Source organism: Streptomyces paludis, assembly GCF_003344965.1.
GTDB lineage: Bacteria > Actinomycetota > Actinomycetes > Streptomycetales > Streptomycetaceae > Streptomyces > Streptomyces paludis.
In genome coordinates, this window is the sequence record NZ_CP031194.1 from 3977682 (window position 1) to 3989759 (window position 12078).

Genomic DNA, 12078 nt, shown 5'->3' on the forward strand with positions numbered 1-12078 from the left:
CGAGGCGGGCCCGCAGCGCCCCCGGGATCACAACAGGCCCCCGCCGCCCGGAGGCGTCCAGTCAGGGGAGGAACTACCCCAAGCGGAGCCGCCGTCCGCCGCCGGACCGGCCCACCCCGAGCCGCCGTCAGACACGGGACCGCCCCACCCTGTGTTGCCGTCCGCCTGTCCGCCCCACGCCGGCGGCAGCGCCAGGATGTCCCCGTGCGCCACCGTCACGCCCAGCTCGCGTGCCTCACAGGCCGCCAGCCGGCGCCGCAGAAACGCTTCTCCATGCGGATTGAGGCACGGCCGCTGCTCCAGTGCCGCGCCCACCCACCCCCGCAGCCACTCCGCCGTCAGCGCCGACTCGGCCGCGCCGAGGCGCCACGGGCTCGCCCCGGTCCGTACGGTCAGCCCGTACCGGGCGAAGGAGTCGGCGGCGGCCTCGACGGCGTCCGGCCCGAGCAGCCGGCGGCCGTTCGCGTCCACGCGCCGCTGATGGGTGTTGAACGCGGCGGCGATCTCGGTGTCCAGCGGGTCGGCCGGGGTCAGTTCGACCCGGCCCGCCACCGACAGCGCCAGCAGCGCCGGACAGCCCGCCCCGGCACACGCCGACGCCAGCGCGTCCAGCTCCTCGCGGGTGAGCAGGTCCAGCAGCGCGGAGGCCGTCACCAGCGAGGTGCCCACCAGCCCGGCCGCGCCCAGGTGCGCGATGTCACCGCGCTCCGTCGACACCGTCACCGCGCTGCCGTCGGCGGCCGTGTCGGGCATCGACGCGGCGGCCAGCGCGAGCAGCTCCGGATCGTGGTCGTGCAGGATCCAGTGCTGGGGTCCCGGCAGCCGGGGCGCCAGCCAGCGGCCCATCGAGCCCGTGCCGCAGCCCAGGTCGCGGATCACCAGCTCGGGGGTGGCGCGCGGCGCCTGCGCCAGATGCGCGTACAGCGGTTCCAGCAGTTCGAGGGCGCGGGCGGCCGCGTCGGGGCCCTCCCGCAGCGCCAGCCATTCCGGGGCGTAGCGCGGTACGTCGGAGGGGGCTGCGTCGGTCGCGGTCACACGGACCTCCTGTGTTCCTGTTCCTGACGGAGTTGTTCCAATGCGGCGGCCAGGCGCCGGGCCGTGGTGTCCCAGCCGGCCAGCGCGGTGCGCCGGCCCAGTGCGGAAGCCTTCGTACGGCGGCGTACCGCCGGGTCGCGCAGCCATGTGCGCAGGGCGTCGGTGAGCCCCTCGGGATCCTCGCTCTCCGGGGGTACGAGCATCCCCGGCACACTGCCGTCGGGCGCCTGCCCGAGCGCCTCCGGCACCCCGCCGACGGCGGTCGCCACGACGGGGACGCCGTACGCGAGCGCCTCGGTCACGGCCATGCCGTACGTCTCGGCGTACGACGGCAGGACGAGGAGGTCGGCGGCGGCGTACTGCGCGGCCAGCGCCGGGCCGGTCTGCGGGCCCACGAGCCGGACGCGGCCGTCGAGACCGTACCCGCCGATCAGCTCCCGCAGCCGGGCGACATAGGCCGGGTCGTGGCCGAGGCCCCCGGCACAGACGCAGCTCCAGGACGTGCTCCAGGGCGAGGCCGGATCGGCGAGCGCCGCCAGCGACTCCACCAGCCGGTGCTGCCCCTTGCGCGGCGTGACGGACGCGACGCACAGCAGCCGGGGGGTGCCCGTACCACTGCCGATACCGCTGCCGCTGCCAATACCGCTACTGCTTCCCGCTGCCAGTGGCGCGAAGTCGGCTCCGGGGGCCGCGACATGGACGCGCGCCGGATCGAGACCGTGGTGCTCGATGAGCCGGCGGGCCGCCCAGTCGCTCGTCGCGACCGTCGCCGCCACCGCCCGCAGCGTCCGCCGCTCCAGCGCGTCCAGCTCGGCCGCCGTCGCCGGGTCGAGCCCGGTCTCGTCGGCCAGCGGCAGATGGACGAGGACGGCCAGCCGCAGCCGTTCGGCCTCGGCGACGATGACGTCGGGCACGCCGCAGGCGACGATCCCGTCCAGCAGGACGACGGTGTCGTCCGCCATCGCCGCGAGGATCCGGGCGAGTTCGGCACGGGCGGCGGGACGCGGCCGGGGCCAGTCACCGGCCACCGCGTGCGCGTGGACCCGCCAGCCGGCGCCGGGCAGCTCCCGGCACACCCGCAGGTCGTAGGTGTTGCCACCGCTCGGCGCGGCCGGGTCGTCCACACCGCCGGGCAGGATGAAACGCACCGGGCTGGCGGTGGTGGCGGAGGTGTGCGCGGTGGTGGCGGCCATCAGACCCGGGGCCTGGCTCACAACGTACGCTCGTAACTCGCCCACGCGATGTGCGATTCGTGCAGTGTGACCGAGATACCGGTCAGACCGTGTGCGCCCGGACCCAGCTTCCCCGCGTGCACGCGGTCGGCGAGCCGGTCCGCGATGACCTTGGCGAGGAACTCCGTCGAGGTGTTGATGCCCTCGAACTCGGCCTCGTCGTCGAGATTGCGGTACGAGAACTCGCCCACGACCTCGCCCAGCTCACTGGTCGCCAGGCCGATGTCGACGACGATGTTGTCGTCGTCCAGCTCGGTGCGCCGGAACGTGGCGTCCACCAGGAACGTCGCGCCGTGCAGCCGCTGCGCGGGTCCGAAGACCTCGCCCCGGAAGCTGTGGGCGATCATGAGGTGCTCGCGGACGGTGACGCTGAACAACGGTTGACCTCCAGGTCGGCTCGGCCGGCCCCTGCCCGGGCCACGTCATCCAGTACGGCGGTGACGTGCCGCTTGTTCAGGGTTCGGGTGAAATCAGCGGCCGGGGGGAGCCCGGCCGGGCGGGTCCGGGGGTGGCGGATGCCACTCCGGACCGTGTACCTCGTGTACCCCGCGCACCTCGTACGACGCCACGCGCGGTGCGTGGTTCGGTGCGTGGTCCGGTGCGTGGGAGTGCTTACCGCGCGAGGGTGCCCGCGTGCGTGGGGCGCTCTCCGCGCGAGGGTGCCCGCGTACGGTGAGCGCTCACCGTACGACGCCGTCCGCCGCCGCGTCGTACCGTACCCGGTGGCACATTCCCGGCAGTTCGCCCCCCGCGATCCGGGGCATGACGGACGGCAGCTCCTCGAACGCGCACTCGCCGGTGATCAGCGCGTCGAAGGCCGGATCCGCGAGCAGCTCCAGCGCGAGCGCCAGCCGGTCGCCGTACGTACGGCTGCCGCGCCGGGCCGCCGAGACCGCGCCGACCTGGCTGGCCCTCAGCGTCAGCCGGCCCGAGTGGAACGCCTCGCCCAGCGGTACGGAGACCCGCCGGTCCCCGTACCAGCTCAGCTCCAGGACCGTGCCCTCCGGCCGGAGCAGCTCCAGCGACCGCGCGAGCCCCGCCTCGCTCGCGCTGGCGTGAACGACGAGGTCACAGCCGCCGAGCGCGTCGCCGGGCAGCGCGAAACCGACCCCGAGCGCCTCCGCGACCGCCGCGCGGCTCGGGTCGGCGTCGACCAACTGGACCCGTACGGCCGGGAAGCGGGCCAGCAGCGCGGCGACCGAGCAGCCGATCATGCCCGCCCCGACGACCGCGATCCGGTCCCCGAGCAGCGGCGCCGCGTCCCACACGGCGTTGACGGCGGTCTCCACCGTCCCGGCGAGAACGGCCCGTTCGGCCGGTACGGAGCCGGGCACGGGCGTGACGGCGTCCGCGGGCACGACATACCGGGTCTGGTGCGGATAGAGGCTGAAGACCGTACGGCCGACGAGCCGCTCGGGGCCCTCCTCGACGACACCGACGCTGAGATAGCCGTACTTGACCGGCCCGGGGAAGTCGCCGTCCTGGAACGGCGCGCGCATGGCGGTGTGCTGGCTCGCGGGGACACCACCGCGGAAGACCAGGGACTCCGTGCCGCGGCTCACGCCGGAGCACACGGTCCGCACCACGACATCACCGTCGGCGGGCTCGGGCAGCGCGATCTCGCGGATCTCGCCGACCCCGGGGGAGCGGAGCCAGAAGGCGCGCGCGGAGCGGGTCATCTGCGTCCTCCTGAACGCTCGGGTGATGGTTCACGTTCTGATAAACACGAGGCCGCGCACACCGTACGCGGCCCACAACGACTCTGTCACACAGCCGGAGGGTGCACAGTGGCCGCCCTGAACGACGCGTACAACACCTGCGACCGCACGTACGACACGAGAGTGCCGAGGGTGTTGCGCCAGGCGACGACCGCAGGCGCGGGCGCGCAGCTTCTGCTGCTGGCCGCGCTCGGGGCGACGGCCGGACTGGGGCCGGCGGGGTGGCTGGCGGGCCTGCTCTTCACGGTCGCGACCTGGGCGCTGCTCACCCGCGCGCTGAGCCGCCAGTGGCCGCCGGCCCGGCGCTTCGGCGCGGCGAACGCGGTCACCCTGGCCCGTACGACGCTGGTCGGCGGGGTGACGGCGCTGGTCGCGGAGTCCCTGGCGAGCGGCGAGCCGGTGGCCGGGGCGGCCGTCGGGGCACCCGTCGTGCTCCTCACCGGGCTCACGGCGGTGGCGCTCTTCCTCGACGCGGTGGACGGCAAGGTCGCCCGCCGCACGGGTACGGAGTCCTCGCTCGGCGCGCGCTTCGACATGGAGGTCGACGCGTTCCTGATCATGGTGCTCAGTGTGTACGTGGCAGCGTCGCTGGGCGCGTGGGTGCTGCTGATCGGCGCCATGCGGTACGTCTTCGTCGCGGCGGCCCGCGCGCTGCCGTGGCTCAACTCCCCACTGCCGCCGAGCATGGCGCGCAAGACGGTGGCCGCGCTCCAGGGCGTACTGCTGCTGGTCGCGGCCACGGGCGCGCTGCCGCGCGTACCGCTGTACGCGGTGGTGCTGACGGCGCTGGCGACGCTGGTGTGGTCGTTCGGCCGGGACATCCTGTGGCTGTGGCACGGCCGGCACACGGTGGCGGCCGTCGCGGCTGCCACGGCGCCGACGCCGTCCGCTCACCTGGCCCTGGTGGCGGGCGGCGAGTCGGACGGCGAACTGGCCGGGCTCAGAGGCTCGCGCTGAAGAAGCCGGTGAGCTTGGCGACGGCCGGGTTGACCGCCTCCTCCCTGTCGTAGAGATCCACGTGGGTCGCGCCCTCGACCAGGAAGAGTTCGGCACTCGCGCCCGCCCTGGCCACGGCGTCCCGGCTGAAGGGCAGCGTCGCGGCCTCGGTGCCCGCGATCATCAGCAGCGGACGCGGCGCGATCCTGGCGACATCGGCGAAGGCGTCGAACTGGTCGAGCTGACCGACACTGCGCAGCACGTACTTGTTGGTCGCGCGGGGGTGGTGGGCGCGCGGTGTCTTGTAGTAGTCGTGGAACTCCCGGACGAGCGCCGGGGTCGACGCGTCGACCGTCTCGGGCACGACATCGACCAGGGTGGCCGGCCCGCCCGCCGCCTCCTCGGCGCGCAGCACCCCCGCCCGCTCGACCGCCGCCCGGAAGCCCTCCGGGTCACCACCGCGCAGGAACGCGGCGACGTCCGCCGCGCTGACCGTGGCCACGGCCTTCATCCGGTGATCGGTCTGCGCGGCGTACGGTACGTAACCCCCCGAGCCGCAGATACCGAGCACGCCGATCCGCTCGGGGTCGACCTCGGCACGGCCCGCCAGATACGCCACCGCGGCCCGGAAGTCGTCGGCACGCTGGAAGGGGTCCTCCAGCCCGTGCGGCGCGCGGCCGGGCTGCCGGAGGCCGTCGGTGGCAGGCGGCGGGTCAAGGGCCTGCGCCGTGAGGAGGTGGCGCTGCTCGCCTCCATCAGCACGGACTACTACACCCGTCTGGAGCAGGGGCGCAGACAGGCGTCCGCGCCGGTTCTGGACACGCTCGCCCGGGTCCTGCACCTGGACGAGGAGGAGCGGACGTACATGCTGGAGCTGGCCGGCAAGTCCGCCGCGCGGCCCCGCCGCCAGGCCGCGCAGACGGTACGGCCGCAGCTGCGGCGGCTGCTCGGCGAGCTGACCACCAGCTCCGCCCTCGTACTCGGCCGCCGTATGGACATTCTCGCCTGGAACCCGATGGCCGCCGCGCTGATCACCGACTTCTCCGTCATTCCGGAGAAGCACCGGAATTACGCGTGGCTGCTCTTCCGCGACCCGGCGACAAGGAAACTCCACACGAACTGGGCGGATATCGCCCGCTCCTGTGTCGCCATGCTCCGCAGAGAGGCCGGACGCGCCCCGGGGGACCAGCGCATGGCGCGTCTCGTGGGTGAACTGTCCATGGCCGACGACGACTTCCGCCGCTGGTGGGGAGAGCACCACATCGCCGGCCGCACCCGGGGCAACAAGGCGCTGCACCACCCGGTCGCGGGCGACCTCACCCTCGACTGGGACGCCCTCTCCTGCGCCGGGGACCCCGAACAGCAACTGGTCATCTGGACCGCCGAACCCGGCACCCCCTCCCACGACGCCCTACGCCTACTCGCCTCCTGGACGGCCTCCGCCCACCACCACCCGGCGGCCGACCGGCCCGTCCGATAGACCCGGCCGGTCCGCGTCCCCGCCGCCGAGCGTTCGCGGAGCGTCAGATCTTCGGAGCCAGGCGGTGGCGGTTCGGGTGGGCGCGGAGTTGGGGGGAGGTGAGTTCCAGGGACCGGTTGTCGCGGCCGGCGCTCATGTGGTCGAGCCAGCGTTCGTACCAGTCGAGGAAGTCGGCGGCGGAGGAGACGTTGGGGCCCCAGAAGCCGTCGCTGTTACCGATGAGGACGCGGCCGGTGAGCGGGCCGGTCACCGCGATGACGCATACGTCGGTGCAGCCCATCTCGATGATGCGGAGGAAGAGGTCGCGTTCCCGCTCCCCGGGGTCCGCTGCCGTGAAGCCCCGGGGCGTTCCTGGTTCTCCGCGCGGATCCATCACCAGCAGTCCACGCTGCCTCAGCGGTACGAGGCCGTAGAACGGCGCCGCGCCCGAGCCGCCGATGTGGGTGAGGAACTGCCGGTAGGCGTCGGGCAGGCAGACGCCGTGCTCGTCCTCAAAGGCGGCGATTCGTGCTTCCGTCAGCTTCGGACCGAGGCGGAACTTGTGTTCCTCTTCCCCGAAGGAGTGGCTGCGCAGGGGCTGGAACGGGATCGCGGCCAGTTTGCGCCGCAGGCGGGGTACGCGGGGATCCATGGTGGTGCGTCTTCTCTCGTTCCCGTCACCCTATAGCCGGGGCCAGGGTCCTGGCCCCGGGCCGCCGTTACGGCTTGCCCGCCGTAGGGCCGTACGCCGTGAAGAACTTGTCGCGGAAGTCGTTCATCGGCCAGACCGGCGCGTTCTTGCCCGGCCGCAGGCCCTCGTCCCAGTTCCAGCCGTCGATCCGCTTCAGCACATCGGGGTCGCGGGCCACGATCGAGATCGGGACCTCGCGGCCGGCGTCCGGGCCGGTGACCGTGGCGTTGGGCTGGTGGTCGCCCAGGAAGACGAGGACGGTGTCGTCGTCGCCGTACTTCTCCACCCAGGTGATCAGGGAGTGCAGGGAGTACTCGATGGAACGCCGGTACTCGTTACGGATCTTCGCACTGTCCGTCCACACCTCCTTGGGATCCTTGCCCGCCTTCTTGATCTCGTGGTAGATCGTGCCGTCCCCGATCTCGTCCCAGTCGACCATCTCGGGCAGCGGCGCCCACGGGTTGTGGCTGGTGGCGAGGACGATCTCCGCCATGATCGGCTGATGGCCGGGCTTACCGTGCTCCAGCCGCTGGAACGCCTCCAGGCTGAACTGGTCGGGCACCGGCGACCAGCTGAACTTCGGTCCCTTGTAGCCCATCTGGCGCGAGTCGTAGATGTGGTCGAGGCCGAAGAACTTGCCCTCCGGCCAGGACCGCGTGACCCCCGGCATGATGCCGACCGTACGCCAGTCACCGGTACGCCGGAACGCGTCGGTCAGGGTGAGCCGCTTGCTCGACGTCACACTGCGGTACCGCTGCTGGTTCTTGACCCACATGCCGGACATGAAGGTGGTGTGCGCCAGCCAGCTCCCCGCGCCCGACACGGGCGAGGTGAGATAGCCGCTGCGCGAGCCGAAACCGGCCTGGTCGAGCTGCTCCGTACCGCGTTCGAGTACGGCCTCCACCTGCGGCGCCATCGCGGGGTCGTCGATCGCGCTGCGGCCGTAGCTCTCGATGAACGCGAAGATGACGTTCTTGCCGCGCAGCCCGGTCAGCAGCTGGTCGGTCGGGGTCTTGGCGAACGCGTCGACGCGCGCCTCCTCGGCGAAGACCCGCTTGTCCTTGATGCCGTCCGCGATCTGCCGGTAGCTGCGGTCGACGTGCTGGGCCGCGTTGCTCGCCGGGACCGGTATGCCGCCGATCTGCGCGCCGAGCGCCGCGCAGGTGACCCATACGGTGCCGGCCACGAGCGTGGAACGCGTCGCCACCGCGCCGTGCCGTGTGAACAGCCCGCTCAGCCGGACGATCGACAGCGTGATCAGGGTGGGCAGCGCCAGCACGAGCGCGATGATCCCGATCACCACACCCATCGCCCCGGCCGAGCCGATCGAGTCGTTCAGGAACGACTTGGCGTCGGCGAACAGGATCCAGTCGAGCACGGGGTCGAAGGGCCGGTCGAGGAACTGGTAGAACCCCATGTCCAGCAGGTTCAGGATCGTCAGCACCCCGAGCACCACCCCGCCCGCCACCGCCGCGGCCAGCCGTGGCTTCGGCGGCAGGATGAGCAGCAGGGCGACGGCGAAGATGGCCTCGACGGGTATCCGGAGGAACATGCCGACCGTCAGCAGATCCATGTGGTTCGGCAGCAGCAGCGCCCCCAGCACCAGCACGGCCGCCAGCACGCTCACGACGACACTGACGGTTCGCCGCGCGCGCGAGAGCGGTTCGACGGCCGCGGGAGCGGAATCCGCGCCGGTGTCCGTTCCCGTGTCCGTATCCGCGCCGGTGTCTGTGTCGGTGTCTCTGTCCGTGCTCGCGCCGGTTTCTGTGTCCGTGTCCGTTTCCGTGTCCGTCTGCGTTTCCGTGTCCGGATCCGTCCGTGACATCCGAAGGCCCTTCCGTGCGAAGCCCGGTGATCGTACGGCGGCCCCCACCGGGAGAGGCAGGGGCCGACCATATCGGTGTGTACGGTTCACCGGCTGCCCGGGTTCAACCTGTTCAGCGGCAGAGGACCGGGTTGACAGCCTTTTTCCCCGCGCTTGACCTCGCCAAGACCCTGAATTCACGCGCGGTCAGAGGTGGCCAGTGGCGGTCAGGCGCGGTCACGGTTGGTACGAGGCCCGGCGCGCCGTCGACAGGATCCGGTCGCCGTCCGCCTCGCTCAGGCGGCCCTCCGCCGTCCACGTCCGTACGGTCGCCGCCACCGCGTCGACCAGGGCGCGCTTGGAGGCGAAGGGGGCGCCGGCCCAGATCGCGTCCAGGAGCGTCGTACCGTCCGGGGCGGACGGGTTGGTGACGCCGGAGTCGAGGGTGCCGAGGACGACGCGCGGTTCGGTGCGGTGGATATAGGCGTGGGTGGGGTCCTCCGTGCCCTCGGCGAAGGGCGCGAAGGTGATGCCGTCCGGCGTGGTGAAGTGCAGCGGGCTGCCGGGCACCGGGGTCAGGGAGGGCAGGAGGTCGCCGGAGAGCGCGGTGTTGTGGTGGAGGGAGACGGGCAGGAAGGTACGGCGGGGATCGCGGGCGACGAGGTTGACCGGGCCGTAGAACAGGGTCTGCGTCGCCGGGGCGTCCAGGGCCGATTCCGTCCGCAGCCGGAACGGGACGTCGATACGGACCGTGTCACCGGCGCGCCAGGTGCGGGAGAGGGTGAAGTAGCCGCCGGGGCGGGGGGTCTCCGGTACGGGGACGCCGTTCACGGTCACCTTGACGCCGTCCCGCGCCCACTCCGGTACGCGAAGCCGCAGGTCGAAGGCGGCGGGTCGATTGCCGGCGGTTGTGTTTATGGTGAGCGTCGAGCCCTGCTCCACCGGGAAGTCCGTCGTCTGCGTGACCGTGACACCCCGGTCCGCCCAGGTCAGTGTGGACGCGCTGTAGAGGTTGACGTACAGCGCCGAACCGTCCGCCTCCGCGAAGTACACCGAGTCCTGGTACTTGGTCGCGCTCTCCATCCCCGTGCCCTCGCAGCAGGTCGTCCCCGCCTTGGGCGTGTAGTCGCGCACCTGCCCCGGCAGCAGCCCGATGAAGTACGTGACCAGCGGCTTCTCGGCGTCCGGCCGGTCCTGCTTGGAGCCGAGAACCTGGTTGTGGAGGGCGCGTTCGTAGTAGTCCATGTACTTCGGGTCGCGGTCGTGGAAGAAGAGCGTCCGGCTCAGCTTCAGCATGTTGTACGCACAGCATGTCTCGGCGGTGGTGTCGCTCAGTGTGCCCGCGATGACACCGCGCGCCCGCCAGAACTCGGCGGTGCTGGTCCCGCCGATCCCGTACGTCCGGTGTGGCACGACCATGTCCCAGAAGTTCCGGGCGGCCGTGAGATACCGGGCCTCGCCCGTCTCCTCGTACAGCCGGACCAGCCCGGTGAAGATCGGGATGTGCTGGTTGGCGTGCATACCGTCGAGGATGTCGTCCCCCGCCACACACGCGTCGATCAGCCGGTCGAGGTCGAAGAGCCGGGCGAGCGCGAGGTGTTCGGGCCGGTGCGTGAGCGCGTACAGATCGCAGATCGCCTCCACGATCCCGCCGAACTCGCCGCTGGAGAAGATCCCCCACATCCGTTGCAGTGTGCTCGCGGGCAGCCGCGACAGCCGGAAGTGCATCCAGTCGCAGAGCCCGGCCGCGAGGTCCAGCGCGCGGGCGTCGTCGGTGTTGAGATACGCGTCGAGCAGACCGCGCAGGATCTTGTGCGCGGTGTAGTACGGCGCCCACACCGCCGTGTAGTCGCCCCGCGTCATCGACTCCAGCGCGATGAACTGCGTCTCCGGGTACGCCGCGAGGAAGCCGGGGTGGCTCGGGCCGCCCCAGGAACGGCGCAGGGTGGCGTGCAGGGCACGGCCCGAGGCGTCGGCGAGGGTGCCGCCGGAGGTCTCGTCCATACGGTACGAGGCGAGATCGCCCGCCCCGGCGGAGGGGGCGGCGGTGCCGGAGCCCGTGCCGAGTTCGGCGACCTCCGCCGGGGACAGCGCCCGCGACCAGATGTCGACGTCGTCGAGCGCGCCCGCGAAGAGCGGGTCCGCCGGGTAATTCGACCGCCCGAGCCAGTTGTTGGCCGGGGTGCCGAGCGAGCGCGGGGTGAGTGTCATCGCGGTGTTGCGTCCGACGGCGACACCGTCCACGTACAGGATCGCGGTGGTGCCGGAGAGGGTGACCGCGAGATGGCTCCACCGGTCGAGCGGCAGCGGCGCCGTCCCGTTGACGGCCTGCTCGGCGCCCGCACCGCCGGTGGTGAGCGCGAAGCGCGGGACTCCGGAGGCGTTGCGGACGGCGAGGTAGAGATAGCGGGTGGTGCCGTCGCCGAAGTCGAAGACCCGCGCCCAGGCGGCGTTGTGCGTGGGCCGCACCCAGGCGGAGAGGGTGACGGCGGGGGAGGCGTTCAGGACGGCGGGCGGCAGTTCGACGTACTGGTACGAGCCCCGGACGTTCTCGACGGCCGTACGCGCGGCGTCTCCCGTGCTTTGGGTGCTCCGGCCCGGCACGGAGAGTACGGCCGGCTCCCGCCGGAGCGCCTCGCGGACCTCGGTGAGGGCGCCGACGATCGTGCGGATCCGCTCGGCGTACACCTCCTCGCCCGTACTCCCGTAGGACTGCGCGAGCATGCTGAGGAAGTGGCCGGTGTAGTGCCCGCGCAGATTGCCGTTGGCCTCGCCGTCGAGCCCCTCCCAGCCGCCGGGGGCGACCGCGCCGCGCGCGTCGAGCCCGGCGTTGGCGCGGAAGACCTGGAGGAGGCGGTCGACGTCGTACCCCCGGGCGTAGTCGAGCATCAGCGCGCGCTTGGCGGCGAAGACACCGGGGCCGAGGGTGACGTCCTTGAGGGCGAAGGGGCGCAGCGAGGCGGCGGCGGCAGCGGCGCGGGGTACGGCCGCAGAGGACCGTCCGGCGGGGAGGAGGGAGAGGCCGGGTGCCGCCGCGATCAGGGTCGCGGCGTGGAGGAAGACGCGTCGGTTGAGCGGCGGTGGGGGTGGCGGTGTCATGGCTGCCTCATTTCTGGCGGTGCGGGCCCAGGTCCGGCGTGCATGCGGGTGGTGCGTGAAGACGTCGTTCGCCAACGTTCGTGATATCGAACGGAGTTCGGGGA

10 protein-coding genes are annotated in these 12078 nt (G+C 72.3%); 2 read left to right on the forward strand and 8 right to left on the reverse strand.

Features of this window, described 5'->3' with window-relative positions; genetic code table 11:
• Positions 1-27: 27 nt before the first annotated feature.
• From DVK44_RS17585 to DVK44_RS17600, 4 genes are all read right to left on the reverse strand, one after another.
• Positions 28-1035, reverse strand: a complete 1008-nt coding sequence (locus tag DVK44_RS17585; protein ID WP_228447217.1) for a class I SAM-dependent methyltransferase — start codon at positions 1033-1035, stop codon at positions 28-30.
• On the reverse strand, positions 1032-2228 hold the full coding sequence (locus DVK44_RS17590; RefSeq protein ID WP_114665221.1) for a glycosyltransferase family 4 protein: 1197 nt from the start codon (positions 2226-2228) through the stop codon (positions 1032-1034). The genes DVK44_RS17585 and DVK44_RS17590 overlap by 4 nt, the downstream gene beginning before the upstream one ends.
• A gap of 17 nt (positions 2229-2245) precedes the next feature.
• On the reverse strand, positions 2246-2644 hold the full coding sequence (locus DVK44_RS17595; protein ID WP_114660512.1) for a 6-pyruvoyl trahydropterin synthase family protein: 399 nt from the start codon (positions 2642-2644) through the stop codon (positions 2246-2248).
• A gap of 303 nt (positions 2645-2947) precedes the next feature.
• Positions 2948-3946 (reverse strand): zinc-dependent alcohol dehydrogenase, encoded by a 999-nt coding sequence (locus DVK44_RS17600; RefSeq protein ID WP_114660513.1) that lies wholly within the window; start codon positions 3944-3946, stop codon positions 2948-2950.
• Positions 3947-4054: 108 nt separating this feature from the next.
• On the opposite strand from DVK44_RS17600, the gene DVK44_RS17605 reads away from it, so the two are divergent.
• The gene (locus tag DVK44_RS17605) at positions 4055-4942 is read left to right on the forward strand and encodes a CDP-alcohol phosphatidyltransferase family protein (RefSeq protein ID WP_408055328.1); all 888 of its coding nucleotides are present in this window, start codon (positions 4055-4057) and stop codon (positions 4940-4942) included.
• Here DVK44_RS17605 and DVK44_RS17610 read toward each other — a convergent pair.
• Positions 4926-5540 carry an alpha/beta hydrolase gene (locus tag DVK44_RS17610; RefSeq protein ID WP_228447218.1) on the reverse strand — a complete coding sequence of 205 codons (615 nt, stop codon included), beginning with the start codon at positions 5538-5540 and terminating at the stop codon, positions 4926-4928. The two genes, DVK44_RS17605 and DVK44_RS17610, sit on opposite strands and share 17 nt — an antisense overlap.
• A 45-nt stretch (positions 5541-5585) precedes the next feature.
• Here DVK44_RS17610 and DVK44_RS17615 point away from each other — a divergent pair, with 45 nt between their 5' ends.
• Entirely contained in the window at positions 5586-6401 is an 816-nt protein-coding gene (locus DVK44_RS17615; protein WP_228447219.1) for a helix-turn-helix domain-containing protein, read from the forward strand.
• Positions 6402-6444: 43 nt separating this feature from the next.
• On the opposite strand, the gene DVK44_RS17620 is transcribed toward DVK44_RS17615, so the two are convergent.
• The 3 genes from DVK44_RS17620 to DVK44_RS17630 all read right to left on the reverse strand — a co-directional run bounded on the left by DVK44_RS17620 (position 6445) and on the right by DVK44_RS17630 (position 11974).
• On the reverse strand, positions 6445-7032 hold the full coding sequence (locus DVK44_RS17620; RefSeq protein ID WP_114660514.1) for an SMI1/KNR4 family protein: 588 nt from the start codon (positions 7030-7032) through the stop codon (positions 6445-6447).
• Between the two features lie 67 nt (positions 7033-7099).
• Positions 7100-8698, reverse strand: coding sequence for an LTA synthase family protein (locus DVK44_RS17625; RefSeq protein ID WP_162793899.1), 1599 nt, complete (start codon positions 8696-8698; stop codon positions 7100-7102).
• Positions 8699-9112: 414 nt separating this feature from the next.
• The gene (locus DVK44_RS17630; protein WP_114660516.1) at positions 9113-11974 is read right to left on the reverse strand and encodes a beta-L-arabinofuranosidase domain-containing protein; all 2862 of its coding nucleotides are present in this window, start codon (positions 11972-11974) and stop codon (positions 9113-9115) included.
• Between the last annotated feature and the right edge of the window lie 104 nt (positions 11975-12078).